The organism is Myxococcus stipitatus DSM 14675, assembly GCF_000331735.1.
In the GTDB taxonomy this organism is placed as follows: Bacteria; Myxococcota; Myxococcia; order Myxococcales; family Myxococcaceae; genus Myxococcus; species Myxococcus stipitatus.
Genome location: NC_020126.1, coordinates 7,482,833 through 7,508,843 on the forward strand (window position 1 = coordinate 7,482,833; position 26,011 = coordinate 7,508,843).

At 69.5% G+C, this 26,011-nt stretch carries 17 protein-coding genes and 1 pseudogene; 7 read left to right on the forward strand and 11 right to left on the reverse strand.

Annotated features, from left to right (window positions below; genetic code table 11):
- Positions 1-83 precede the first annotated feature (83 nt).
- A complete protein-coding gene (gene nrfH, locus MYSTI_RS28785) occupies positions 84-602 on the forward strand; it encodes a cytochrome c nitrite reductase small subunit (RefSeq protein ID WP_015351333.1) in 519 nt (172 codons plus the stop codon).
- Positions 599-2,070, forward strand: a pseudogene (locus tag MYSTI_RS28790) (ammonia-forming cytochrome c nitrite reductase subunit c552). Before nrfH ends, MYSTI_RS28790 begins: the two are co-directional and overlap by 4 nt.
- Here MYSTI_RS28790 and MYSTI_RS28795 read toward each other — a convergent pair.
- The 6 genes from MYSTI_RS28795 to MYSTI_RS28820 form a co-directional block, all read right to left on the reverse strand.
- Positions 2,045-3,154: a hypothetical protein gene (locus tag MYSTI_RS28795; protein WP_015351335.1), complete on the reverse strand. Its 1,110-nt coding sequence runs from the start codon at positions 3,152-3,154 to the stop codon at positions 2,045-2,047. The pseudogene MYSTI_RS28790 and the gene MYSTI_RS28795 sit on opposite strands and share 26 nt — an antisense overlap.
- Before the next feature lie 96 nt (positions 3,155-3,250).
- The gene (locus tag MYSTI_RS28800) at positions 3,251-3,676 is read right to left on the reverse strand and encodes a hypothetical protein (RefSeq protein ID WP_015351336.1); all 426 of its coding nucleotides are present in this window, start codon (positions 3,674-3,676) and stop codon (positions 3,251-3,253) included.
- Positions 3,677-3,840: 164 nt separating this feature from the next.
- Positions 3,841-4,674: a dienelactone hydrolase family protein gene (locus MYSTI_RS28805; protein ID WP_015351337.1), complete on the reverse strand. Its 834-nt coding sequence runs from the start codon at positions 4,672-4,674 to the stop codon at positions 3,841-3,843.
- Positions 4,675-4,736: 62 nt separating this feature from the next.
- On the reverse strand, positions 4,737-5,711 hold the full coding sequence (locus MYSTI_RS28810) for a TIGR02996 domain-containing protein (protein ID WP_015351338.1): 975 nt from the start codon (positions 5,709-5,711) through the stop codon (positions 4,737-4,739).
- Positions 5,708-7,126, reverse strand: coding sequence for a reverse transcriptase family protein (locus MYSTI_RS41065; protein ID WP_015351339.1), 1,419 nt, complete (start codon positions 7,124-7,126; stop codon positions 5,708-5,710). The genes MYSTI_RS28810 and MYSTI_RS41065 overlap by 4 nt, the downstream gene beginning before the upstream one ends.
- A gap of 216 nt (positions 7,127-7,342) precedes the next feature.
- Entirely contained in the window at positions 7,343-10,276 is a 2,934-nt protein-coding gene (locus tag MYSTI_RS28820; RefSeq protein ID WP_015351340.1) for a HEAT repeat domain-containing protein, read from the reverse strand.
- A gap of 36 nt (positions 10,277-10,312) precedes the next feature.
- Between MYSTI_RS28820 and MYSTI_RS28825 the strand changes: the two genes are divergently transcribed.
- Complete coding sequence (locus tag MYSTI_RS28825; RefSeq protein WP_015351341.1) at positions 10,313-10,945, forward strand: hypothetical protein; 633 nt, start codon at positions 10,313-10,315, stop codon at positions 10,943-10,945.
- A gap of 258 nt (positions 10,946-11,203) precedes the next feature.
- Here the strand turns inward: MYSTI_RS28825 and MYSTI_RS28830 are convergent, their stop codons facing one another.
- The 4 genes from MYSTI_RS28830 to MYSTI_RS28845 form a co-directional block, all read right to left on the reverse strand.
- Positions 11,204-11,998: an N-acetylmuramoyl-L-alanine amidase gene (locus tag MYSTI_RS28830; protein ID WP_015351342.1), complete on the reverse strand. Its 795-nt coding sequence runs from the start codon at positions 11,996-11,998 to the stop codon at positions 11,204-11,206.
- Between the two features lie 132 nt (positions 11,999-12,130).
- Positions 12,131-13,345 carry an SMI1/KNR4 family protein gene (locus MYSTI_RS28835; protein WP_015351343.1) on the reverse strand — a complete coding sequence of 405 codons (1,215 nt, stop codon included), beginning with the start codon at positions 13,343-13,345 and terminating at the stop codon, positions 12,131-12,133.
- A 47-nt stretch (positions 13,346-13,392) separates the two neighbouring features.
- Entirely contained in the window at positions 13,393-14,412 is a 1,020-nt protein-coding gene (locus tag MYSTI_RS28840; protein WP_015351344.1) for a M23 family metallopeptidase, read from the reverse strand.
- Positions 14,413-14,648: 236 nt separating this feature from the next.
- Positions 14,649-14,933, reverse strand: a complete 285-nt coding sequence (locus MYSTI_RS28845; protein ID WP_015351345.1) for a DUF6289 family protein — start codon at positions 14,931-14,933, stop codon at positions 14,649-14,651.
- Positions 14,934-15,178: 245 nt separating this feature from the next.
- On the opposite strand from MYSTI_RS28845, the gene MYSTI_RS28850 reads away from it, so the two are divergent.
- The 4 genes from MYSTI_RS28850 to MYSTI_RS28865 all read left to right on the forward strand — a co-directional run bounded on the left by MYSTI_RS28850 (position 15,179) and on the right by MYSTI_RS28865 (position 24,385).
- Positions 15,179-16,660, forward strand: a complete 1,482-nt coding sequence (locus MYSTI_RS28850; RefSeq protein ID WP_015351346.1) for a hypothetical protein — start codon at positions 15,179-15,181, stop codon at positions 16,658-16,660.
- 382 nt (positions 16,661-17,042) lie between these two features.
- Positions 17,043-19,889 carry a hypothetical protein gene (locus tag MYSTI_RS41070; protein WP_015351347.1) on the forward strand — a complete coding sequence of 949 codons (2,847 nt, stop codon included), beginning with the start codon at positions 17,043-17,045 and terminating at the stop codon, positions 19,887-19,889.
- Positions 19,890-20,047: 158 nt separating this feature from the next.
- Complete coding sequence (locus MYSTI_RS41075; protein ID WP_233277990.1) at positions 20,048-22,888, forward strand: endo-1,C4-beta-glucanase; 2,841 nt, start codon at positions 20,048-20,050, stop codon at positions 22,886-22,888.
- 504 nt (positions 22,889-23,392) lie between these two features.
- Positions 23,393-24,385, forward strand: a complete 993-nt coding sequence (locus tag MYSTI_RS28865; protein WP_233277991.1) for an alpha/beta fold hydrolase — start codon at positions 23,393-23,395, stop codon at positions 24,383-24,385.
- 9 nt (positions 24,386-24,394) lie between these two features.
- On the opposite strand, the gene MYSTI_RS28870 is transcribed toward MYSTI_RS28865, so the two are convergent.
- Positions 24,395-26,008, reverse strand: a complete 1,614-nt coding sequence (locus MYSTI_RS28870) for a M28 family metallopeptidase (RefSeq protein ID WP_015351350.1) — start codon at positions 26,006-26,008, stop codon at positions 24,395-24,397.
- Positions 26,009-26,011 lie beyond the last annotated feature (3 nt).

The window sequence follows — 26,011 nt, forward strand, 5'->3', positions numbered from 1 at the left end:
GCCCCTCGACGCGCAAATCCTGCGCGTCACTTCCGCGTGAATTGCCCCTTCCCCAACGCGCGGACGTTGATAGGTTTCAGGGCGTGTTCTCTGCCACCCGCACCTTCCTGTTCGTGTTCCTCGGGGTGGCCCTGGGTGTGGCGGTGGGCCTGGGGGGCTTCACCTTCGTGTATGCGAAGGGCGCGTCGTACCTGCAAGACGACCCGGCCGCCTGCGCCAACTGCCACATCATGAATGAGCAGTACGACGGCTGGCGCAAGAGCAGCCACCACGCGGTGGCCACTTGCAATGACTGTCACACGCCGCCGGGGCTGATTCCCAAGTACGCCACGAAGGCCAGCAACGGCTTCTGGCACTCCTACTACTTCACCACGGGCACCTTCCCGGACCCCATCCGCCTGCGCCCGGGCAACCGCGCGGTGACGGAGCGCGCGTGCCGCAAGTGCCACGGCGAGATTGTCGAAGCCATCGAGACGCCGCCCGCGGGCCATGCCCAGGTGGCCCCCGGTGAAGCGCTCCAGTGCCTCACCTGCCACAACTCCGTGGGCCATCCCGAAGGCTCGGGCAACCCCGCGCTCATCCGTCAGGAGATTTCACGATGACCGAGCCCGACAAGGCTCCAGGGACCCGGCGGCGCTTCGGCGGCCTCCGACTGGTGGTGGCGGTGGCCGCGGCCTCCGCGCTGGCCGCGGCGGGCGTCACCGCGCTCCTGGTCAACATCATGGAGCGCAAGCAGGAGGCGAAGAATCCCTTCTACCGGGTGGTGGAGCTCGACGACACCATCACGGACCCCGCCGTGTGGGGGAAGAACTTCCCGCTCCAGTACGACAGCTACCGGCGCACGGTGGACCAGCAGCGCACGCGCTATGGCGGCAGTGAGGCGGTGGCGCGCACGCCCACCCAGGCGGACCCGCGCTCGGTGGTGGCCCAGAGTCGCCTGGAGGAGGACCCGCGCCTGGTCACGATGTGGAGCGGCTACGCCTTCGCCAAGGACTTCCGCGAGGAGCGCGGCCACGCGCACATGCTCGAGGACCAGGTCTTCACCGAGCGACAGCACGTGACGCAGCAGCCGGGCACCTGCATCCACTGCCACGGCAGCGTGTACGTGCCCTACAAGAAGCTGGGCGACGGAGACCTCATCAAGGGCTTCGAGAAGATGAACCAGATGCCCTTCATGGAGGCGCGCAAGCTCGTGGAGCATCCGGTGTCCTGCATCGACTGCCACGACCCCACCACGATGCAGCTGCGCGTCACCCGCCCCGGCTTCATCGAGGGCATCGCCGCGCTCAAGGCCAGCCAGGGCGTGCCGGACTTCAAGGTGAATGAAGACGCCACCCGCCAGGAGATGCGCACGTATGTCTGCGGGCAGTGCCACGTCGAGTACTACTTCAAGGGCAAGGAGAAGCGCCTGACCTACCCCTGGGCGAAGGGCATCAACATCGACCAGATCATGGCGTACTACGACGAGGACGGGCACACCGACTGGACCCACGCGCTCACGGGCGCCAAGGTGCTCAAGGCCCAGCACCCCGAGTTCGAGATGTACAACCAGGGCATCCATGCGCGCAGCGGCGTGGCCTGCGCGGACTGCCACATGCCCTTCCAGCGCGTGGGCGCGATGAAGGTCAGCGACCACCAGGTGCGAAGCCCGCTGCTCAACATCAACCGCGCCTGCCAGACGTGCCACAAGTGGAGCGAGGCGGAGCTGCTCTCACGCGCGGAGACCCTCCAGACGCGCACCTTCCAGACGCGCAACCTGGCCATGGACGCGCTGGTGGACCTCATCCACGACCTCGAGCGCGCCCAGAAGATGGGGACGCCCGAGGCGTCGCTGGCCAAGGCGAGGGACTTCCAGAAGCGCGCCCAGTTCTACCTGGACTTCGTCGAGGCCGAGAACTCGATGGGCTTCCACGCGGACCAGGAGGCGGTGCGCATCCTGGGCAACTCCATCAACTTCTCGCGCCTGGGACAGAACGCGCTGCGGCCCCAGAGCGGGGCTCCCGCGTCACCGTAGCCCCGTCTCGCATGGGGGCACCTCCTCCGCTCAGCTCTGGAGGTGCTCCGGGGTGATGCCCGCCTCGTCGAGGTCCAGCGACTCCAGCGGGATTCGCTGGATGGACTCGCGAGGCTCGAAGTCGGAGTCGAGCTTGTCGCGGTACTTGTGCGAGCCGCTCTCGTACGTCACCCAGAGCTCGTTGCCGACGACGTTGAAGCCCTGGGCGTAGGGGTCTATCTGCCCGTTGGCGATGTCCTTGCGCTTCGAGATGTCCGCCTCGAAGGAGCCTCCGCTGGAGTCGAACGGCTGGTAGACGAGCTTCCGGTCGCCCGTGGTGAACAAGAGGGCGCCGTCGACCACCATCATCCCCTGCGCGCGGTCCGGCGCGCGGATGGGGCCCTGTCGCGAGCCCTCGATGATGGCGCCCGTGTCCTCATCCAGCTTGTAGCGCCAGACAGCGCCCGCCTTGCCGTCGCCGTCCTTGCTGTAGGCGCCGACGTACGCGTAGCCGTCCTTCACCGTCATGTAGCTGCCAGCCGACACCAGGCCGATGCCCGTCGCCGGGTCCTTCAGGTCCTCCGGCTGGGGGACCTCCGTCACCTGGAGGGCGGGGACCTCCGTCCCATCCTTCGCGGCCTGCTCGATGGCCTCGCGGCTGTAGACGTAGAGGTGCTTCGTGTCGGAGACGTAGACGAACTCGCCATCCGTCGAGACGCCCCCGCCGTGGCTGGGCGCGCCGGCCAGGTGGTCGGGGCTCAGGCCGCCCAGCTTCACCTGCTGCGTCTCCTTGCCCGAGTCCTTGTCCTGCACGGAGAGCATCACGCCCCGGCAGTCGTCGTAGTACGTCGTGAGCACCTCCTTGCGGCCCGCGTCGTACCCCTGCCCCTGCGGCGTCCAGCCCGTGTCCAGGTGCAGCAGCTTCGGGCCCTCGGTGGAGGTGCCGCCCGAGTCCAGCGGCGCGGGCTTCGCGGACGCGGAGACCGCGGCCGACGAGGTGCTTTCGCCGGTGAGGTTCACCCGGCTCGGACGGACCTGCTCCAAGGCGTCCTTGAAGTAGGGCGACGCGGTGGGGGCGGGCACAGGCGCGGGGGCCGCCTCGGGCGTCGTGGTCGACTTCTGGACCGGGGGGGCGACTCGCGGAAGGAGGGAGTTGATCACCAGGATTCCTCTCTTTTGAGCTCCAACACTCCCAGCATGCGCCAAGGGCGCCGCCCGGGGGCATCGGCCGACCGGACGGCGCCAGACAGCGCGGGACTACTCCACCCAGGCGACGTGACCCAGGCCCATGGAGAGCATGTCGCAGACGTAGACAATCTGGTCGTCGCCGTCGTCGTAGACGCCCCGGGCCGGGATGCACTTCGCGGTGTTGGGATACGGCGCGTTGAGGCTCAGCCCGAGGAGGCGGCAGGACTCGTGGTCGTCCGGACCGCCACACTCCTCGGTGCAGCTGCTCGCGCGAATCCAGTACGGGTTGTAGAGCGGGTACGAGTCCGCCTCGTGCCAGCACAGGCCCGAGTCGCAGTCCGAGTCCATCTCACAGCCCGAGCCCGTCACGTACATCCCCTGCGTCTGCTCCGACGTCTCCGGCGCCGGCTCCTGCACCGGGTCGGGCGACGTGTTGTTGCAGCCGAACAGCGAGAGCGAGACGACCGAGACCGCCACTGCGAGGAAGTTCCTCATCGATGGGTACCTTTTCGGGAGAAGGGGGAACCCCCGAACCAAGCATTCCCGGCGAACGGAACCAAGCGGAACTCCCACGAATTCTCAATTTCGCAGAACAGCCATAGTTCCAATCGACCCGTGTCAATTCCGCCCCGCCTGGAAGCACTGACTTCCGCGCGGGTTCAGGGCCTCAGGTGGCTCTCGAAGAACCGGGAGGTCTCCGCCCAGGCCGCGGCGGCGGAGGCCTCGACGTAGTCCTCGTTGGAGGGGTTCGCGAAGCCGTGCAGCCCGTCGAACTCCACGATGCGGTGGCGCACCCCCGCCGCCGCCAGGGCCTCTCGCAGCGCTCGGGGCTTCTCGGGGGGAATCACCTCGTCGCGGGCCGCGAAGATGCCCAGCACCGAGGCCTGGATGGGGGCCAGCGCCTCCGCGTCCGTCACCACCGGGTTCGCGTAGTACAGGACCGCCGCGTCCAGCTCTGGAATCGCCATGGCCGTCCGCAGCGCCCAGCTCCCGCCGAAGCACCACCCCAGGGTGCCCGTGCGCGGGGCGCGGATGCGCGGGTCCTCTTGCAGGAACGCATGCGCCGCCTTCAGCGCCTGGGTCGCTCGGGCCGGGTCCACCGCGCGCAGCAACGCGAGGGCCCGGTCTCCCGTGGTGGCCACCTCGCCGCCGTACAGGTCCACCGCCAGCGCCGCGTAGCCACTGGCCGCCAGGCGGTCCGCCCAGTGGCGCATGTGCGCATTGAGCCCCCACCACTCGTGGATGACCAGCACCGCGGGCAGCGGCCCCTTCGCGTCGGGCGGCAGGCTCAGGTACGCCTTCATCCCAGCGACCTCCAGCGCCTGTCCCCGAGGCGCGGGCGGCACCTCGGTGCGCAGCACGTGCAGGGCCTTGAACTCGGCCTCGGAGACGGCGCCCGTGAGCGAGGGCTCCCGACTCACGTCCCGCGGCCCGCTTCGGACACAGCCAGCCAACAGCCCCACCGCGACCCACAGCCCCAGGTGACGACGCATGCATGTCTCCGCTCGCACGGGTGTCGCGCGACAACGAAGAGGGCTGGCCGGGGATTCCCGTTCTAGAAGAGAAGCCCCTGCCCCAGCCGCTTGACGAGCGGGGCCATCACGTCCGGGTCGAAGCCGATGTCCAGCAGCTCCAGCCGCCGCAGCTTCGGCAGGGCCTTGGTGGAGCGGAACGCGAGCGCGCCCTCCTCGCTCACCTCGGTGCGCGACAGCTCCAGGCGCTCGAGGCTCGCGAGGCCCTTGCTCTTCGCCAACGCCACGGCCGCGTCGTCGCCAATCTCGTTGCGGTTGAGCGCCAACCACTGGAGCGCGCCCAGCCCCTTCGCCTTCGCGAGCAACGCCACGCCCTCGTCCGACAAGCCGGAGCCGGACAGGTAGAGCCGCTCCCAGGGCAGCTCGGCCTTCGCGAGCAACCCCATGCTGGCATCCGAGAGGTGACTGCTGGAGAGGCTGACGGAGCGCAGGGCCGTCAGCGCGCGGCTCGACGCCAGCTCGGCGACGGAGAGATCTCCCGCGCCGACGAGCACCAGGGAGGGGAGCCGGCCGACTCGCGTCGCGGACGCCAGGGCTCGCGTCGCCGCGTCGACCCCCGCGCCTCTCAGTCGCAACCAGCGGACCTGGGAGAACCAGGGCTGCTCCAGCGCGAGCGCCAGGCCCGCGCCGTCCCGCGTGCCGACCGTCAGTCGGGAGACGGGCTCGCGCGCGAACAGGTCCGCCCCGTGCGTCGCGAGCGACTCCTCCGGCAGCGTCAGCTCCTCGATGAAGCCTCGGCGATAGGACGGCTCCTGCACGCTCGCGGCGAGCAGCGGCTTGAACCAGCCTCGGCCGTGCGAGTCCATCAGCGCCCGCTCACGACGCTTGAGGTCGAGCCTCCGCGCCGGGTCCATCCGGCCCGGCAGCGCGACCTGCACCCGGATGAGCTCCGCGCGCGCGGGGTCGCTGGCCTGCAGCACCTCCGCGCACGCCAGCCTCGCCGCGTCGCTGGCGGGGTCCTCCACGACTTTCGCGAGCAGGGCTTGATAGTCGCTCATCTTCCCAGCAGCTCCTTCACCTCACGCTGCCAGCGCTCCCCCAGCTCGGGGTGCACCATGCGCACGTAGGCGGCATAGCCCTCCAGCCACGCGGGGAAGTCCGCGCGGCCTCGCGCCTGGGACTCCACGCCGTGCTTGCGGCAGTTGGCGAGGATGGCCTTGAAGCGGCGGCGGTCGTCTCGGGGGATGGCGACCTGCTGGTTGACGGTGAGGCCCGTCACCCGCTGGCGTCCGCCCTGTCGCATGACGCGGCGCTTGGCGCTGTTCTCCGCGAAGCCCTCCTGCTGGAGGATGGCGTTCACCCACCAGAGGAAGCGGCCCATCCGCTCCGGGGGCTTCGCGAAGGAGAAGGACAGGTCATCCGCGTAGCGCGTGTACTGACCTCCGGCCTTCTTCGCGAGGGCATGCAGTCGCGCATCCAGGCGGCGGCAGACGAGGTTGGCGATGGCGGGCGACGTCGGCGCGCCTTGCGGCAACACCCCCGGCCACACCACGGTGCCGTCCGGCAGCCGAGGCCGCCAGGTGGTGAGGCCCGCGAGCGTGGACGCGACCTCCTCGTTGTAGCCATGCGACTCGAAGAGGCCCTTCACCCGGCGGTAGTGCACGGAGGGGAAGAAGTCCTCCACGTCCACGCGCACCACCACCTGGTTGCCGACGTGGGCCCGGGCATTCGTCACGGGGGAGCGGCCGGACACGAAGCCGTGCACCGCCTCGTGCGTGGGCATGCGCGCGAGCAACCCTTCGAGCAGGGCCCGCTGCGCGGCCTTGAGCCTGGCGCGAGGGGCGCAGATGCGGCGCACGCCTCCGGAGCGCTTGGGGGTCTCGAACTCCACGTAGCCCGCGCCGGGGCCGGAGCCCGGACGCATCAGCGCCTCCAGCTCCGAGGGCTCCACGCCCACCAGCTTCGCCACGTCCTCGCGGGTGCGCAGCTCCGGCAGCACCGGCGTGTCCGCGGGCTTGCGCTTCACGGGGGTGGCGCGCAGCCCTGGGAAGAGGCCGAAGTTCCAGCCCGTGGGGTTCCACCCGCCCTGGGCGCGGGGGCTCGGGCGGCGCGGAGGCGCGATGCGCGAGTCGGGGAGCGAGACATCCGCCAACCCCATCTTCTTCACGGCGGCGCGCGCGCAGGAGCCCACGCGGGAGTCGGGGTCCTTCACCCGGCGGCGGAGCTGGCCCGCGGCGGAGACTCGCGGGAAGAGCAAGGGGATGAGGCGCACGGCCTCCAACCGCTCGCGGGGGTCCACGCTCCCGAGCCTCCGCGAGACCGTCTCGCTCCAGTGGCGGCTGACGTAGAAGCGGGCCACCTCGTACTCGGCGAGGCCCTGGTGTCGCTCCAGCAACTCCGTGATGCGCTGGAAGTTCGCCTCCGGGTCCTCCATCAGGGGCTTGAGCTCGAGGAGGAGTGAGACCAGGTCCATGCAGGTGCTCCAGGGCCACCACGATGAGGCGGACTGCGAGCTCCTGGGGACGCCGCCACCTGCACGGCAGAGGCGGACGAGGTCGGGGAAGCCCGCCAGGCGGACCTCGTACCGCATCGTCCTTCAATGGGTGTCATGGGCAGCCGCGACGTGACATCGCGGACGGAAGGCTGGCTGCACGCGACCCCAGGAGCGGAACGAAGCTCACCACATGTTTCAGGATGAAGGAAGTGTGTCGAGCTCGGAGGGCTCATCTTCTTCCATCAGGGCGAGCAGGGCCTCGCGAGGCCCCCCGGGCGCGCGACGCACCAGGGTGTCCAGCCGCCGTCCCTGGGCGCGCACGCGCTCGCCGTGGGCCCGCATCACGGCCAGGGCATCGGGCTCCATCCAGGGACGGGAGAGCACGTCGAGGTTGTGCAGGAGCTCGCGGCGGTTGCGCGGGGCGGTGAGGCTGGCGCTCACGCCGGGCTGGGACAGCGAATAGCGATAGCAGTCCACGGCGGAGGGGAGCGGCGCGTCGGGCGGAGCTCCGGGCACCGGGCGGAGGAGTCGGCCGTAGCAGGTCGTGGTGAAGGTGAGCACGCCGGTGCCCTGGCGCTGGGCCTCGGGGAAGAAGGCGGTCTCCGCGCCGGGGTGCGCGGCGCTGTGGCGGGTCATCACCACGGGCCAGCGGTGGCGCGTCAGGGCGTCGCGCGCGAGGTCTCTCAGGTGCGTGGAGAAGCCGAAGGCGCGCAGCTTGCCTTCGGCGCGCAGGCGCTCGAGTTCGGCGAAGTCCTCGTCGGAGAGACGCTCGGGGGCGCGGACCCAGAAGAGGAGGAAGACATCGAGCCAGGAGGTGCGCAGGCGGCGGAGCGCGCCCTCCACGTCGCGCCGCAACGCCCCCGCGCCGGAGTGGTAGGTGCCCGCGACGATGACGGACGCGTCGCGGAGTCCTCGGCCCGCGCGGAGGAACTGGGTCAACGCGGCGTAGCGAGGCTCCCAGAAGAAGGTGTTGATGCCGGCTTCCCGCGCCTCGAAGAAGGGCTCGCGCGACGTGAGGTGCGCGCCCGAGAGGACGAGGGGAGACACGCTGAGCCCCGTCTCGCCGAGGGGCCGTGAGGAGGCGCGGGATGGAGGCACGGGCCTCGTGGCGGGCCGCGCGCGGGGCCGGGCGGGAGCGGTGGGGCGAAGCTGCGCGAGCTCGGGCTCGGCGGTGAAGAGCGCGTCGGGGAACGTCAGGGTCAGGGCCCGGAGGTGGGTGGCGACGCGGGGAGGCTCGATGGAGCCACGAAGACCCTCGAGGAGCCGGGTGAAGGAGTCGGCATCCGCGTGGCGCAGGCGCCAGGTCCATGCGGCGATGCGCAGGTCCTCGGCGTTCTCCGAGTGAGCGGGGGCATGCGCTTCATGAAGCAACGCGTCCAGCCGCGTCTCGAGCGAAGCGCATGCCTCCAGCGGAGACGCCGCCGCCATGCGCACCATGGGCGCGGTGTCACGTGACAAGTGGAGCAAGGCACGCAGCTCCGCCTCATCGCGCTCGGGGTCGAGATGCTCCGCCGCCCGCGCTCGGACCCAGGGGTCTGGCGAATGGACACACGCGAGCGCGACAGCAGGCGCTTCGTCCTCGTTCATCCGCTCGTTCGAGAGCGCGAGCTCCAGGCCCAGACGCCGAAGACTCGCGTCGGGGTCCTCGATGCAAACCCGGAGGGCGCTGTCCATATCCAAGACCGCGGCACGCAGCCACGGGTCTTCGTGGGACTCGGCGTGCTGCCGCTCGGTCTCCGTCAGCAAGTCGAGTGTCGCCAAGGCCCGCAAGGCCACTGCGCGCACCGCGAGGTCTTCATCCCTCGAAGCCAGGAAGAGGGGCTCGGGCAGCTCCAGGAAGGCCGCGGCCATCGCAACGGCCCGACGCTCCCGAACCGATGCGGCGCGCGGCGCGAACTCCACCAGCGCCCGGGCGAAGTCCTCGGCGGCGGCCTGCGAGCGAGGACGGCGCTCCCACGCCGTGATGACCTCCGCACGGACACCCTCGTCGGCGTCAGCCAGGGCGCTCAACGCCAGCCCTCGACTGTTCGGGTCGTAGACCAGCGCCGAGATGACCGCGCGGCGGACTCCCACTCCGGAGTGCGCCGCGAGACTCCGAACCTGCTCGAGCAGTCGCGCCTGGTCGTGCTTCACCGCGATGCGCGCGGCCCACGCCAACGCACCCGGTCTGGGCGGCGCCGCGAGGATGCGCTCCGCGAGGTCCACTTCATCCACGACGAGCCGCTCGAGCAGCGCACGGGCCTCGTCCTGGGCATGAGGAACCCGAGGCTCATCGAGCCAATGCAACGCCAGGCGCATCGCCTCCGGGTCCTTGCGCTCACGAAGCCGCCGACGCGCGAGCACGCGCAGCGGTTCGTGCGGATCCCCCAGCCACTCCACCCACTCCCGCGCGGACAGGGACTCGGCTGCCCGAGCCTCCAGACGCGCGGTGGTCACAGCGGGGTCCTCACTGGCCATCGAGGCTCCGAGCGCCAGGCCCTCGGACGAGAACCGCTGCCCGATGGAGGCCCCTTCACCGTGACGAACCTCCCCCAACGGCGACGCCTGCGCCTCGGTCCCCCACTCCAGCTCCAGCCACGCGACCGCCGAGCGCATCGGCCCTCGCGCCTGCTCCGGCTTCGCCGCCACCTCGCGTACGCGCCGCCGAAGCGACTCGTTCCCCTCCCCCAGCCAGCTGAGCGCCTGCACCGCCGCATGGCGCACACGCCAGAACGGGTCCTCCAATGCCGCCAGCAACACCTCCACCGCCCCCGCACCCACCACCGAAGCCGCGGCCCGAATCGCCGCGCGTCGCACCCACCAGGCGGGCTCTTCCCGCACCGCGCGCGAAGCCCGAGGCCCCAGCGCCTCCGCTCCCAGCCGAGCCAGCGCGCGCCACGCACGCTCTCGCACCAGCGGCATCACATCCTCGAGCGCCTCGAGCAGCGCGGGGACGAAGCGCGCGTCCCGGGCATCTCCCAGCCGGCGCGCGGAGATGGCTCGCACCTCCGCGTCCTCGTCTGTGAGCAGGGCCTGTCTCAGCGCATAGCGCCCGGCGAGCACCGCCGAGTCCACGGCGCCCGCCGCCTCGCGCCGCACCGTGACGTCCTCATCCAGCAGCCTCACGGGGGCCGGGTCCATATCGAGCATCGACGGAGACTCTAGGCGCCCTGCTACACTGTGCCCATGCCCGACATGCTGGCCATCATCAGCAAGGCCATTTTCGAGAAGGAGGCCCCGGGCCTCTCACCCGGCCAGGTCCTTGCCACGGACCGGTATCGCAGCCAGAGCAAGCACCTGGCGCCCCTCGAGGCCGGAGGTCGTCTCTTCCTCGTCACCGTGCGTCCCCCCAACGAAGCCCTCTGGCTCGTCGCGGTGCTGGAGGGCCTCTCCTCGGATGACGAGGGCTGGGTCGGCCGCAAGAACCGCGTCCCCATCTCGGACGTCACCTCGGCCATCCCGCGGCTGCGCTTCGAGTCCGGCAAGGGACTCCAGGCCGCGAAGGGCGCCCTGGGCATGTCCCTCCAGACGCCTCGAACCCTCACCGCCGCGGACGCGGAGCTCCTGCTGTCGAGCTCCGGAACCCGCCCCGTCAACTTCACCGCGCACCAGGAGACCTCCGCCCTGCCGTGCCTGTGCAAGCAGTGCCTGCCCCGAAGCGGTGAGCACGCGGAGGTCCAGGGCATGCGCTTCACCCGAGCCCAGATGGAGAGCGAGGGACGCATGCTCTACTACTGGCTGCCCGAGGAGCTTCAGCGACAGGCGCGAGCCGTCGGAGAGGCGGTTCGCACCGCCTTCGTGGGACGGCTCGGCGCCTGAGAATCAGGCGTCCACGCGGCGGCCGGTGAAGCACACCGTGCTGGTACACGTGTGGGTCTTGACGTCGTAGGCACTCGTGCCGAAACCGCCGCACTGGAGCGCCAACCCCATCATGCGCCCAGGGCGCCTGACTTCACGAACGACCGCTTCATCATCCAAGTCCTCTCGAATTCGAGAACCACCGCACGGGCGAGCTCGGTCCAGCGCCCGCCCCGTGCGAAGCGCCCATCCCGCGAGTCGGGACGGGCGCGGCCCGCGTCACTGGATCTTCTTCTCGGTGGCGCGGACGATGCGGCCGAAGTCGAAGTTCTCCGACGGGTCCTTCTTCTGCGGGTTCGTCTCCTTGTGGCCCACGACGTTGCCCGAGGGGACGTCGTAGCGCTTGGCCAGGTACGGCACGAGCTTCTCGAGCGCCTTGTACTGGGCCTCGGTGTAGCCGTCCTTGCCGTCGCCCTCGTTGACGATCTCGATGCCGATGGAACGGTCGTTCACATCCTTGCCCTTCTCGTCGCGCAGCTGTCCGCCACCCGCATGCCAGGCGCGCTTCTCGTCACCGACGAGCTGGAAGATGGTCCCGTCCTTCCCAATCATGTAGTGGGAGCTGACCTTGCCGTTCTTCTTGTCCTTCAACCACTGCTCGCCCTTCTTGAAGACGCCCTGCCCGTCCGTGTCTCCGGTGAGCGTCGTGAGGCTGTTCCGGTCGGAGCCGTCGGCGGTGTGGTGGAGGACGATGGTGTCGATGTCCGCACCCGCGGGCCGGTCGTTGTAGCGGTCCGACTTCGCGGGACGCACCTGCATCTCCGGCGTCGGGTTGGACGGGTCCGTGGACGGAGGCGTCAGCGGCGCAGGGCCCTTGGGCGCCGTCCCGGTGCCGTAGCCCGGAGGCGGAGTGCCGGGGCTCGGGGAGGGCGTGGGGCTCTTCTTCGAGGGCTCGAAGGTGTCGGGGCGCGGAGAAGGCGATGCGCCAGGCGTCGGCTTCGGCGTGGGTCGCGGCTCATCCCTGAGCGGACGCAGGAGGGTGTTGCTCACGAAGCGCTTGATGGGATTGAACATGGGGGAACCCTGGGGGTCGGGGGTGTGGGATGGGGTGCGAAGAACAACCAGATTATCGCTGCCCGATATCGCGAGTTGCGCCTTCCCAGAAAGAAAGAATCAACGCGGACCCACCGGTGATTCCCTCTGAGTTCACGATCTCCGCCGAGTCCCCCGCGCCTCGATGCGCGCATGCACTTCGTCAATCATCAGGTCCACGCGCTCGCTGAGCCATTGCTCGAAGCGCGCGAACCGAGGAGCGGGCTTGCGAGGCGGTGACGACACCTCCGCCGCGGCGACCGTGGGGCGAGGAGGCAGCGGCGCGTCCCCCGCCAATCCATCCCGACGCAGCGCTCCGAGCGCGGCGTCCCTGTCCGCGGCGAGCTTCGGAGACCCAAGCCCCTTCTTCAGCACCTGCAGGGCCCGCGAGAGTTCGTCACCTTCCGCCGCGCACAGGCGAGGCCAGAGCGGCCCCCGGATGGCCGCGAGCTTCTCGCGCTGAGTCACCTTCGCATCCGCGAACAACTCCGTGAGCTCCGACACGAGCGGGGTCGACAGTGGAGCCACGGAATGAGCCACGCCGCCGCCCCTGTGCTCCAGCTCCAGCAACTCCCGAGGGTCGGGGCCCTGATACAGCTCCGACTCCTCGTGATACCCGAGGTAGAGCGGCGCTTCGCCTGCGGCATCGCGGAAGTCACAGACGTAGAACCAGTCATCGCCGTTGTGGTGGTCGCAGACTCGCAGCAGGCGAGGCGACTCGATGCCACGGAACAGCGCACTCGCCCGCCAGGCGAAGTCATGACTCCGGTCCATCAGCGAGCGGGAGTGCGAGACCAGCATCTCGGGCGGAGTCGTCGCATCCGACCACGCGTTCAGGAACGACACACTTCCAACCCGTGAAAGGAAGTCACGGTAGGACGGAGGAAGCGCGAAGCCGAGCTCGCTCTCGACTCGCGCGAGCAAGGCGGGCTCGACGGGACGGCCCTGCCCCACCGCCTGCTCACATTCGCCGAACTCCACCTCCAGCGCGGCGGAGTGGCCCGCCGACTTCAGCTCGGCGAGCCAGGTGTTTCCACGCGAGATGGCCTCGGCGAAGGTCTCCGGGCCGTGCTCCTGGAAGTGCGCCCTGAGCGCCCCCAGCGAAGCGGGCTGCATCCGAGGTGCCTCCGGGTCCTGGGGACGTTGGACGTAGGCGAAGCCCTCGGAGAGCCGAGCCGCGACGAGCGCCCGGGCCTGGGTGAGCGCCTCGCGGTGCGTGCCACAGGCGAAGGTCTCCTCGCCGTGGCGGGTGCTGACGCTGACGCGGTCACCCGTCACGTCGATGCCGCAGGACTCCCTGCCCCGGGAGAGCCGATAACGTGTGGTCATTCATCGGCAGCAACCCAGATTGGCTGGAGCGGGTCAAACCGGAAGCACTAACGCGCGGGTGCCTGCCCGGGGTTCCAGAGGTCGATGCTGAGAGCGCCACTCGGATAGTTCATCCAGCCCCACGGGTCGAAGCCCCGCGGAGCCTCCCATCCATAGGGCTCGATGTTGCTCGTCATGGGCGGGTGGTCCGTGCTCGGGATGGAGTAGGCACGGCGGTACTCCGACGCGGTGTTCGTCAGGCGCGTCACGGCCAGATGCAAGTGAGGGCCCCCCGCGCACCCCGTCTCACCGGACAAGCCGATGACCTGCCCTTTCTTGACGCGCTGCCCGGCCACGACGGAGTAGGAGTCCACGTGGGCGTAGTAGGTCACGAACCGCTCCTCGTACTCGCCCGAACCGACGATGTGTTGGATGTAGACCTCCTTCTGGATGGGAGATTCGCAGGGCACCTTCCGGTCCCGGGCGAGCAGGACGACACCATCCGCCACGGAGAGAACGGGCGTGCCCGTGGGCACGGTCCAGTCGTGGCCGTCATGGTCATTGACAGCCACCGTGTTCGACATGTCGATGCCGTGGGACTCCACGATGTGCGCATTCGCCAGCCCCGGCTGGTCGAAGCCGTTGACGTCGACCGTGACGTCTCCCTGCGCGAAGTCGAAGCCCCCCGGGAAATGGCCCTGGATCCTCGTGCTCGCCGAGAAGGGCGAATCGAAGAGGGGCAGCGCATCCGGCGCGACGGTGAACACACACCCCCTGCGCTGACTCGCCAGGGCTTCGTCGACGGCGGACTTCAGGGGACCAGCGCCCACCCCTCTCCAGTAGTCGACCCCATTCCGGCACCGCATGACGACGTTGTTCAGGCCGTGGGTGGAGTAGAGGCCGGCATGCGCGACACGGCCTTCGGCCTGCTGGTCGCGCAGGCGACCACACGGGTCCGACTTCGAGGAGGGCTCCCACTCCAACGCCCAGCGGTCACCGCGCCAGAGCATGCTGCAGTAGTGCCCCATGCCCGGCGGCACGGCGATGTTCGGATTCGCGGCGTCATCGGGCGCCTCCTGCTGGCGCACGCTCCTTCCACCCCCACAAGCCAACAGGACCCCAGCGACGAGCACCACGGGGAGACGGAGATTCATCACAGTCGAGTTCATGCAACGGACACCATTCGCGGGTTCCGTCGAGCATGCCCGTCCTCACCGCCGACACCGAGAAGTCGTTGCGCGCCGAGGGGTATCCCATACCGACGCACGGCCCGCCCCGGAGCGCTCCTCCCGGACGGGCCTTCTTCATTCACAGCCAGGCGTGCTCAGGGCGCTCCAGCACAGGTGTACGAGTACGAGAGCATATACGCCGAGGTGACACCCCAGCGGGCCCAGATGCCACAGTCGCAGCCTCGGGTGCCCACCAGCTTCGTGTACGTCGCGTCGCTGTAATACTCGAGCTCGTAGCCTTGCTCGCCGCAGCTGCGCTCAGCGTCCTCCCGCGAAGCCAGGTCCTGCTCCGCCACGTCGTCCGTCGGCGCACCCCCGCAGCCCGTGAACATCAGCCCCGCCGCGAGCAGCGCACCGCCAATGAATCTCCCAGCCTGCATTCATGCCTCCCATGCCACTGTTGGACTGGACAGCCGCACCAATATATCACTCAGAGTATGAGAATTTCATCAAACGCCTGGGGGGCTGTCAGGCCCCAGAGTGAGGGGCAAGCCCCCCTGAATCGCGCATGAAATCTCGACGGTGAGCCCTGTCTCCGGGCAAGCCCTCTGTGCCGCACCGTGGCATGTCGATTGCCTCGTCCGTGGGACCTTGGCGCCACGATGGCGATGATGAGGAATTGCGAATGACCCCAGTCCGGCTGAGCCGAAGTCCGTCACCTTGGAATCTCTTCCTGTCGCTCGCCCTCGCGAGCACGCTCCTGGGCTGTGCTTCCTCGGGGCCCGCCGCGAGTGAAGACAACACGCCGGACGCGGGAGAGCCGTCTGCCGATGGAGGCAACCCATCATCCGATGGAGGCACCTCCCCACCGGACGGCGGCACCCGCCCGCTGCCGCCGTTCACCTGGGGACAAGGAACCCTCACGGGAACCCTCGTGGGAGACGTGTGGACGCCTGGGAGAGACTCGGCGGGGCTCGTGAACGAAGCCTCCTGGGCGACCGTGCCCAAGGGCCGGTGGATTGAAGTCGCGGGGACACCCCTCACCTCGCTCGACGCGGAGGTCAAGGCCGCGCTGCCGGGCTTCCGAGACCTCGGCTCGCAGGGAATCGCCGGAGTCATCAACGCCTACTCAGGTGTCGCGCTCGATGCGCCCCGTGCCCGGTGGTGGGCCTTCGGCGGCGGCCACGCGGACAGCACCAACAACGGCCTCTACCGCTTCGACATGGCGCAGATGCGCTGGAGCATCGAGCAGCTCCCCGACAACTCCACCCACTGGGCGGGGGTCCCCTGGGGCAATACCTACAGCGCCTATCCCCCCGCCGCCGAGTACGCCAAGGCCCACCCCACCAGCGATGTGTACTCGGACGAGTTCTTCGACCCCGCCCGGCCCGCCGCGTCGACGGGCAACCCCGTGGCCCGCCATACGTACAACGGGCTCGTCTACAACCCGGACCTCGACGAGGTGGCCTTCGGCGTCCGGCGCATGTGGCGCTACAGCCTGAAGACTCACACGTGGAAGCGCCACAACCCCTTCAACACCCCGGGGGCCACCTATACCGGGGCCACGGGCTATGGCGGCGCAGCCGGCTGGACGTACTGGGACGAGAAGGCGGGGCGATACCTGTTCGGCCCCACCGAGAACTACAACGCCTCGCGCTGGTGGTCCTTCGGCACCACCGACGCGTCCTGGAAGTGGGAGGTCGTGACGCCGCCCGCCTGGTCCTTCGCCCAGATGGCGCGCGTCGGCCGCACCCTGGTGAGCTTCCCGGCCCCGGGACACGAAGAAGCCCACGTGCACTTCCCTCGGCTCATCACCTACGACCTGGACACCACCCGGTGGGGCGAGCTGCGGCTGCGAAACGACCTGGTCCGCGCCCGCTGCTACGCCGCCCCCTTCGAGGGCCAGGTGTTCGCCTACGTGCCCCCGCTCGAGCGCTACATCGCCGCGTTCCGGTATGACCGTGATGGAGACGGGACCTTCGAGTACCGCACCTGGATGGTGGACCCCGTCGCCCTCACCCTCACCGAGGCCCCCGAATACGAGGTCGGCGCCTTCGGCGGATGGCACGAGCTGGTCAAGAACCGCTTCTTCTACCTCGCGACCCATGACGCCCTCGTCTACGTCCGCAAGGGCGAAGAGAACCTGCGTGTCTTCAGACTCCCCTGAGCAGGTTGTCTTTCCCTTCACCCGGCGGAAGAGGTCTTGAGTTGAATCACAGCCATCCTGCACATGGCCAGACATCACCCCTTGTCACAGCCGTGTTGACACGAAACGCTGTTTCTGTCTGAATTTCACTTGGAGCGAACTCCCATCCGGGAACGCCTGTCGTGCCGTTTCGCTCCAGCTCGAGAGATTCAAGAGACCCGGGCACGCGCCTCCCTCGCGGCGGTCCTCCTTCGGATGTCTTTCCGGAGCGGGAGCGCCACGAGCGGGCGTCGTGCCCGCGCGCATGTCGACACCTGAGGGTCCTCACTGGTGAACGCCACCGGAGGGGCCCGGTCCACCGTTGAAACAGAGGGGGTTCGAAGCAATGAGGATGCGGAGCAGGATGCTGTGGTCGTGCCTTGTCGCGCTGTCCCTGTCGGGGCTGGCCAGCGCCGACGTGGTGATACTCAACCCAGCGGAGATGAAGGGCCAGGTCAGCTTCGGCCCGCTCTCCCTCAACAAGTTCACGCTGGAGGCCACGTCCACGACGGGCCTCACCGCGTCCAAACAGTTCACGTCGAGCCCGTACTCGTTGACGGTGGAGAGCGGCCACTCCTACCGCTCCACGCTCGAGGCCGAGTTCAGCAACGCCATCGGTACTCGCGCCACGCTCAAGCTCGAGCGGTCCGTGCACACGCTCGTCGACAATCAGGCCGGGCCGACCACGGTGGACTTCACCTATCCGGCGGCGAGCCAGGTCAACACCACCATCACGGTGACGGGAGGCACCGTCGCCCAATACGAAATCAACGCCTTCGTCTACACGCCGACGGAGCAGTACAGCGGGAAGGTCCACCACTTCCTGGGGACACCCGGGCCGTCCACCTCGGCGGCCTGGATTCCCATCATCCCCTCGAACCGCGTCTTCGTCTCGGGGCTGGTCTACCTGCGCACCCGCTCCGGGGCCTTGGAACAGCGCGCGCTCACGCAGCAGACCCTCGACATGAGCCAGGGGCAGACGAGCGTCGCCTGGGCCTTCGACCTCACCGCCCGAGGGAGTCTCGCGGGAACCATCACCACGCCCCCGGGCGCCTCGGTCCACTTCCACAACCTCTACTTCCAGGGTGTCCCCGGCACGGCCACCGAGGGCATCCAAGGCGAGAGGCAGCTCCTCTCCGGGAGCGCCTACAGCCTCGAGGTCCCGCCCGGCCCGTATGACGTCGCGCTGCGTTCGTACTACCTGCCCGCCACCCAGTTCTCCGAGACGAAGCCCTACCGCGTCACCGTCACCACCGGAGCGACGACGACGCTGGACTTCGCCGAATCGCTGGGCATCGCGCAGGCGCCGGTGCTCGTGACGGGCTTCCTCTCCAACGCGGATATCGCGCGGGGCCAGCTGTGGCTCGAGCGAGAGGACCCGCTCGCCCCCCGCGTCGCCACCGCCATGGACGAGGGCCTGGCGAATGGACGCTTCGACTTCTCGCTCCCCCATGGCCTCTGGAGGAAGGTGAGCGTCTTCCTGTCCTTCGGCACCGACTCCCGCGCGCCCTCCCTGGCCGCCCCGGAGCCCTTCCTGGATGCCGAGGTGTACCACCTCTACAAACGCAACACGGCGCCGGTGCTCACGGTCCCCGCGAACACGACCCTGAGCTACAGCACCGAGCTGCTCTCGCTCGTCAGGACCACGCTCTACTTCGACGTGAAGGAGGCGCAGCCGACGGACCCGGAGATTCTCCTCGGCTCCCCGTCCGCCACGCTGTCTCGCACCCACTACGAGGGCGGCGTCGCGCGGTGGAATGTCAACGCCTCCTCGCGGGGCCCCGAGACCCCCAAGAGCCTCGCGGCGCTGACGGTCATCGCGGAGCCCGGCATCTACCAGTTGGATGCGAGCGCCGTCGTCCAGGGCAGCACCACGCAGTTCTCCAACCAGCGCATCACCATCGCGGAGCCGGCGCTGACGCCCGTCGGGACGAATGTGTCCGTCACCCCCGCCAACACCCAGGACCTCCAGGTGACGGTGAGCTTCCCCACGGTGTCGGGCCCGGGAGTCACCTCGGTCGTCGAGTCGCCGCTGGGGCCCGAGACGCCGCAAGGCCTGAAGTCGTTCTGCTCCGACGGGTCCAGCGCGGAAGGCGTCGACTGCAGCCCGCTCTTCTACGACATCGACACCACCGCGCGGTTCACCGAGGCCACGGTGTGCGTCCGCCGGAAGTTCAGGGCGGGCAACGGGCTGTCCCAGTTCCTGCGCTTGTATCACTTCAACAAGGACGCCTTTCCCTCGGGGCAGTGGGAGGAGCTGCCTCCGCCTCCCGGCATGACGGAGCCGGCCATCGACTGCAGCGCGGACCTGGCGGCCTGTGGCTGCGCCAGTGAGGCGAGCTGCGGCATCGACTACACCGTGGACCCGCCCGTGAATGTCATCAAGGTCTGCGGCGTCACCCCGGGCTTCTCACCCTTCGCCCTCTTCGCGCGTCCGCGCACCTTCACGAACACGGTGGACGGCGTGGAGTACACGGGGCCCACGGGGCCGCCGTCGCCTCGGACATGGACGGTCCCCAAGACGGGCGCGTACCGGCTCTCGGCCACGGGCGCGAGCGGCGCGAGCGCGGCGGCGGGCCTCTCCGGAGGCTGCGGCGCGAAGGTCGAAGGGGTCTTCACCCTCCAGGAGAACGACGTGCTGGAGCTGCGCGTGGGCCAGAAGGGCACCGCGACGACGTACAGCGCGGGCGGCGGCGGTGGCTCCTTCGTCACGTTGAATGGCAGCGCCCTGCTGATCGCCGGAGGCGGTGGCGGACTTCGCGCGGGGGCCACGGTGAATGGGCGACACGCCAGCACGGGCACCGCCGGCACCGCCGGGTCGACGGGCGCCAACTACACGTCCGGGTTCATCGCGGGCGGGGCGGACGGGCAAGGAGGAGCCCGGGCCGCGAGCTACGGCGCGGGAGGCGGTGGCTGGTTCACCTCCGGCGCCTCGGATGGAAACTACGGCGAGGGCGGCTTCTCCTTCAGCGCCGGGAGCAAGGGGGGCGCGGGCAAGTCGTGCGGTGGACTGGCGCATGGGGGCTACGGCGGTGGCGGCGCGGGGAACGGCTGCTACGGCGGTGGCGGCGGCGGTGGCTACTCCGGCGGAGGCGGAGGCCGTGTCGGCGGAGGCGGAGGCTCGCTGAACACCGGCACCCAGCAGGTCGCCACCGAGGCCGCGTGCACCGCGAACGGGCACGGCATCATCACCCTCTCGCCCGTTCCGTAATCACTCGCAGTCAGAATGACTCATACCGACCCGTCCCCGCGCCCCAGTCCCGCGCAAAGGGACGGGCCGTTTTCCAAACACACGAGAGCCCAGCCGGGGACCACCCCTGAGCAGGGCTCCGCACGCGGTATGCATCCAGGGGGTACGACTCGGTGAGCATGCAAGGCAGGAAGATGTGGTCAGGCGTCATCGCGGTGATGGTGGCGGGAGCCGCCGCCGCCAACGTGGTGATTCTCAATCCCGGGGAGGTCAGAGGCCAGGTCTCCTTCGGCTCGCGGCCTTTGAGTTCCTTCTCCCTGGAGCTCAGGTCCGGGGAAGGTCTCACCACGGACAAGGGCTTCAGCAGCAGTCCCTACTCCATGCCCGTGGAGAGTGGTCAATCCTATCAACCCAGGCTTCGCGCCCGGCTCGACCATCCGGCTGGGATGACGTCGCTGCTCGACGTGGCCCGCTGGAGCGTCGTCCCTGTCGACAACCAGACCGGCCCGTCGACGCTGGACTTCGTCTATCCGACGCCCTTCGACATCACCGCCTCGCTCACGGTGATGGGAGGGAGCATCGAGCGATATGAGCTCTCCGCGGCCGCGAACGGCCCTCAGGAGAACTATTGGGCGACAGCCGCCCATGACCTCGGTGGCTCGCCGTCCTCCGTCACGCGCGTGTTCCCCATGATTCCCACGAACCAGGTCAACGTCGTCGGCAGGGTCTTCCTGCGCACGAGCTCGGGGACCCAGGTGATTCGCTCCTTGGGGGTCCAGACCATCAACCTGCTCGCGGGGCAGAACACCGTGAGCTGGGTCGTCGACCTCAGCAACACGGGACATCTCGCGGGCACCCTCGACATCGACCCGGGTGCTCCGGTCTCCTTCCACAAGCTCTTCTTCAAGGGAGTCGGGACCTTGGAGGGCCCGGGTCCCTCGGGGGACATCCAGCTCTCCGCCAGGGCCCCCTACAACCTCGAGCTGCCCCCGGGCCTCTACGACGTGTATCTGCGCACCTACTACCTGCCAGACAACCAGTCGTCGGACTCGAAGGCGCACCGGGTCACCATCACGACCGGAGGGACGACGTCGCTGAACTTCTCCGACCCGCTGGGCGCCGCCCAGGTCCCGCTGCTCATCAGCGGCCTGCTCTCCAACGCGGACCTCACCCAGGCCCGGATGTTCCTCGCGAGGCATGACCTGCTCGCGAGCGTCCACACCGAAGCCGAGAGCACCACCCTGACGAATGGCAGGCTCGAGTTCCTGCTGCCGCATGGTGACTGGAAACGCGAGCGAATCTCCCTGTCCTTCATCGATGACACCCAGCCGGCCGCCCCGCTCAATGCCTGGGTCCACCGGAGCTACCACACGGGCACGCCGCCGCCGGTCACCGTGCCGGCGTTCTCGACGGTGAGCTTCAGCACCGAGCTGATTCCGCTCGTCAGGACCCGGCTCTACTTCGACGTGCGGGAGTCGAGCGCCACGGCCCCGGAGATTCTCTTCACCTACCCGTCCGTGTCCCTTCTGCGCACGCACTACGCACCGGGGAATGGAGGCCGCTGGGAGTCCTCCGCGAAGTCGACGGGGTCCGGGACCCCCAAGAGCCTCTCGTCGGTGACGCTCATCGCGGAGCCGGGCACCTACAACCTCCATGCGACCGCGAACATCGACGGCGCCTCCATCGAGTTCGCGAACCAGAACATCACCATCGCCGAGCCGACGCTGACGCCGCCCGGCTCGAACGTGTCCGTCACGCCCATCAGCCGGACGGACCTCCAGGTGAACGTGACGTTCCCCACGGTGTCGGGCGGCGGGCTCACCACGGTGGTCGAGTCCCCGCTGGCGCCGGAGCTTCCCCAGGGACTGAAGTCCTTCTGCGCCGATGGAGCGAGTGCGGAGGGAATCGACTGCACGCCGCTCTTCTATGACATCGACACCACCGCGCAGTTCACCCAGGCGACGGTGTGCATCCGCAGGAAGCTCCAGGGCACCAATGCCCTCGCGCAGTTCCTGCGGCTCTATCACTACGACAAGGACGCTCCGCCCTCCGGTCAGTGGGAGGAATTGCCTCCGCCCCCAGGCCAGGAGCCCGCGTTCGACTGCAGCGAAGACCCCGCGGCGTGTGGCTGCATCTCCGAGGCCGCGTGCGGCATCAACCCCGCCGCGGAGCCTCCCGTCACCGTCATTCGCGTCTGCGGTGTCACCACCGGCTTCTCGCCCTTCGCCGTCGCCGCGAAGCCCGTGTCCTTCACCAACACGGTGAACGGCGTGGAGTACACGGGGCCCACCGGACCGCCGGCCTTGCAGACGTGGACGGCGGAAGGCAGCGGCATGTATCGCATCACCGCCACGGGGGCGAGCGGCGCGAGCGCGGCTGCGGGCCTGGCGGGCGGCTGTGGCGCCAAGGTCAGCGGTGTCTTCACGCTCCAGGCCAACGACACCCTGCACATGCTCGTGGGCCAGAAGGGCACCGCGACGACGTACAGCGCGGGCGGTGGCGGTGGCTCCTTCGTGACGTTGAATGGAGGTCCGCTCCTCATCGCGGGCGGTGGTGGCGGCCTTCGCTCGGGCGCGCTCGTCCCCGGACGCAACGGCAGCACGGGGACGGCGGGCACCGCGGGCTCGACGAACTCCAGCTACGCGTCTGGCTTCATCGCGGGTGGGACGAATGGACTGGGCGGCACGCGGGGCGTCGCCTACGGCTCCGGAGGCGGTGGCTGGTCCGGCAACGGCGCCTCGGACGGGACCTACGGCGAGGGGGGCTTCTCGTTCCAGTCCGGAGGCAAGGGCGGCGCGGGCAAGACCTGCGGTGGCCTGGCGCACGGCGGCTACGGCGGTGGTGGCGCGGGTAACGGCTGCTACGGCGGTGGCGGCGGCGGTGGCTACTCCGGCGGCGGTGGAGGCCGCGTGGGTGGTGGCGGTGGCTCGCTGAACACCGGCACCCTGCCCAAGCAGGCCGAAGGCGAGTGCACGCCGAACGGCCACGGCTTCATCACCATCGAGCCCGTGGCCCCGTAGCGCTTCACGAAGAGGGCCGTCCCTTCCGACCGAGGGGACGGCCTTCTTCGCGCCGACCTCGGCGCATGCCCGGCTTGCACTCCGGAAGCGGGCTCGAGCTCGCGCGGGCGGCAAGGTCGTCGAGGAGAGCTCCAGCGTCCGGAGCCAGGGCCTCCGCGGAGGTCCAGGCACGTCCAGCAACACAGCCGCGCCGGCGAGTCCCGTCGGGACCTGGGCAGCGCCTCGCTGCCGCCGCCCTCCGTCCCACGCGAGCGCCTCTCCGCTTCCTGCGCCTCCCACTCGGAGAACGGGCCGAGCACGTCCTCGGACCCGGAACGCGCGGAGTCACCCGCGAGCCCTGGGATTGCCCGGCCTCTTCACGCATGATGCCGCGCCACTTCCGGAGTCCCCGTGTCCACTCGCGTGATGAAACCCTCCCTGGTCTCCTGCTGGATGCTCGTGGGCTTCTTGCTCGCAAGCCCCGCGCAAGCGGTCCCCACTCGTTCGGAGCACCGCGTCCCTGGCGTGCCTGGAGTCACCCTCTCCGTCCGCGAGGTTCGCGAGAAGGGCAAGCCCGCCGCGAGCCTCCCGCCCGTCATCCTGCTGCACGGTGCGCGTGTCCCCGGCCGCGCGTCGTTCGACCTCCCTGTCGCCGGGGGCTCGCTCGCGGCGGACCTCGCGCTCGCGGGGCACACCGTCTTCGTCATGGATGCACGCGGCTACGGTGGCTCCACGCGCCCCGCGGCCATGAGTGCCCCCGCCACGGGCCGCCCGCTCGTGAGCTCCCATGAGGTCGTCCAGGACGTGCACGCGGTGGTGACGTGGGTGAAGAAGCGCACGCGCCAGTCGCGCGTGGCCCTGCTGGGCTGGGCCACCGGTGGCCACTGGCTGGGCATGTACGCGAGCCTCCATCCCGAGGAGGTCAGCCACCTGGTCATCCTCAACGCGCTCTACGCCGGCGGCGCTCAGCACGCGATGCTGGGACGCGGGACGAACTTCGAGGACCCGAAGCGGCCGGGCCAGTTCAACGCCGAGGGCATGGAGGCCTGGCGCTGGAACACCGCGGCCTCGCTCCTGGGCGTCTGGGACCGCTCCATTCCGATGGAGGACAAGTCGCAGTGGCGCTCACCGGAGGTCGCGGAGTCGATTCAGCGGGAGGCGCTCGCGAGCGACACGCAGTCAGGCTCACGCACGCCGCCCGCGTTCCGCGCGCCGTCGGGAGCGCTGGAGGACAGCTTCTACCTGGCCACGGGCCGGCAGCTCTGGGACGCGGCCTCCATCACCTCGCGCGTCCTCATCATCCGCTCGGAGAAGGACTTCTGGAGCCGGCCCGAGGACGTCACGGTGCTGCAAGAGCACCTGGTGCATGCCGCGTCGGTGAAGGCCGTCGTGATTCCCGAGGCCACCCACTTCGTGCACCTGGACCGCCCGGAGCGAGGCCGGGACCTCTTCCTTCGCGAGGTCCTCGGCTTCTTCTCCCCGACGCAGGCAATGCCCGCGTCCGGGGCGGGGCAGTAGCCCTCCAGCCTACGGCGTCCCCTTCGGAGCCACTTCCGCGGGCAGGGTCTCGAACCTGCGGAAGAAGCTGCTCTCCTTGTAGTGGGGACGCTCGGGCGCATTGCCCACGAGGAGCGAGAGGTCCGCGAGGAACTTGACGAACTTCGCGGCCGCCTCGCGGTCCACCGGCTGATGCACGTCATCCGCGGGCGCGTGGTAGTACTTCGTGTACCAGTCCTGCATCTGGCGCACCTGCGCGGAGCCCGCGATCGGGCTGAACTTGAAGGACAGGGCGGGCACCCCCTTGCGGACGAAGGCGTACTGGTCGCTGCGGATGAACAGCATGCGGTCGGGCTCGGGGTCCGGCACCAGCTTCACGCCATGGGAGGTGGCCACCTGCTGGAGCGGTCCCTCCAGGCTGGACTCGTCCTGGCCGTAGGCCACCATCTGCGTGAGCGGGAACAGCGGCATGAACATGTCCATGTTGAGGTTGGCGACGATGGAGGACAGCGGCACCGTCGGCCTCGCCGCGAAGTAGCGCGCCCCCAGCAGGCCCTTCTCCTCCGCCGTCACCAACAGGAAGATGATGGAGCGCTTCGGCTTCGCCGCCTGGAGTGCTCGCGCGACCTCCAGCACCGCCGCCACGCCCGTGGCGTTGTCCATGGCGCCATTGAAGATGGCATCCCCCTTCACCGGGACTCCGACGCCGACATGATCCAGGTGCGCGGTGAGCACCACGTACTCCTTCGCGAGCGTGGCATCACTGCCGGGGAGCACCCCCACGACGTTCGGTGACTTCACCGGGGCGTGCGTCCGCTCGGACCGGGCCTCCAGTCGGGTGGGCATGTCGAAGTGCGGCAGCGGCTTGTTCGCGTTCGCCAGCGCCACCACGTCCTTGAAGGAGTACGGCGAGCCCGCGAACAGCTTCTCCGCGTGCTTGTTGTTGAAGACGACGCTGAGCTTCATGCCCTGGGTCTCGACCAGCACGGGGTCGGCGAAGTCCATGGAGGGCTCGAAGCGGGCCCCGGCGATGCGCGACCAGGGCATCTCCTCGGTCTTCGGATTGAACAGCACCACGACGCCCACGACGCCCGCCTCGCGGAGCGCCTTGACCCGCTCCGCGGTGGCGCTGTGGTGGGCCCGGAGGGGCCCGGGGATGTGCGCGGGGCCGCCGTAGAGGAACACGGCCAGCTTGCCCTTGAGGTCCATGCCGGCGAAGTCGTCGTGCCCCGCCTCCGGAATCGAGAGGGCATTGCCCACGAACGCCAGGGGCGCATCCACCTGCCCGGCCTCCCCCAGGTGCTGCGAGATGAAGGCCTCCTTCCCGTTGGTCAACGGGATGCGCTTGCCGCCTCGCACCAGGGTCAGCTTCGCGCTGGAGTCCGCGAGCCGCTTCGAGACCAGCTCCACTTCCTGGAAGTAGCTGTCGCCCGCGCCCGGCTTGATGCCCATCGCCGCGAGTTGCTCGGCGACATAGTCCGCGGCCTTCTGGTAGCCCTCGCTGCCCGGCTCCCGCCCCGCCATCGAGTCATCCGCGAGCACGCGGACATGGCTCCACCAGCGCTCCGCCTCCTGCGAGGAGTCGGCGAACGCCACGGAGGGCAAGAGCAGCAGCAGGAGAAGCGGGGGCGTACGGCGTGACATGGC

Excerpts from the sequence above, each read along its gene's own strand:
- MYSTI_RS28800 (WP_015351336.1), bottom strand. The coding sequence starts at position 3,676 with ATGAGGAACTTCCTCGCAGTGGCGGTCTCGGTCGTCTCGCTCTCGCTG.
- MYSTI_RS28805 (WP_015351337.1), bottom strand. The coding sequence starts at position 4,674 with ATGCGTCGTCACCTGGGGCTGTGGGTCGCGGTGGGGCTGTTGGCTGGC.
- MYSTI_RS28810 (WP_015351338.1), bottom strand. The coding sequence starts at position 5,711 with ATGAGCGACTATCAAGCCCTGCTCGCGAAAGTCGTGGAGGACCCCGCC.
- MYSTI_RS41065 (WP_015351339.1), bottom strand. The coding sequence starts at position 7,126 with ATGGACCTGGTCTCACTCCTCCTCGAGCTCAAGCCCCTGATGGAGGAC.
- MYSTI_RS28820 (WP_015351340.1), bottom strand. The coding sequence starts at position 10,276 with ATGCTCGATATGGACCCGGCCCCCGTGAGGCTGCTGGATGAGGACGTC.
- MYSTI_RS28825 (WP_015351341.1), top strand. The coding sequence starts at position 10,313 with ATGCCCGACATGCTGGCCATCATCAGCAAGGCCATTTTCGAGAAGGAG.
- MYSTI_RS28830 (WP_015351342.1), bottom strand. The coding sequence starts at position 11,998 with ATGTTCAATCCCATCAAGCGCTTCGTGAGCAACACCCTCCTGCGTCCG.
- MYSTI_RS28835 (WP_015351343.1), bottom strand. The coding sequence starts at position 13,345 with ATGACCACACGTTATCGGCTCTCCCGGGGCAGGGAGTCCTGCGGCATC.
- MYSTI_RS28845 (WP_015351345.1), bottom strand. The coding sequence starts at position 14,933 with ATGCAGGCTGGGAGATTCATTGGCGGTGCGCTGCTCGCGGCGGGGCTG.
- MYSTI_RS28850 (WP_015351346.1), top strand. The coding sequence starts at position 15,179 with ATGACCCCAGTCCGGCTGAGCCGAAGTCCGTCACCTTGGAATCTCTTC.
- MYSTI_RS41070 (WP_015351347.1), top strand. The coding sequence starts at position 17,043 with ATGCTGTGGTCGTGCCTTGTCGCGCTGTCCCTGTCGGGGCTGGCCAGC.
- MYSTI_RS41075 (WP_233277990.1), top strand. The coding sequence starts at position 20,048 with ATGCAAGGCAGGAAGATGTGGTCAGGCGTCATCGCGGTGATGGTGGCG.
- MYSTI_RS28870 (WP_015351350.1), bottom strand. The coding sequence starts at position 26,008 with ATGTCACGCCGTACGCCCCCGCTTCTCCTGCTGCTGCTCTTGCCCTCC.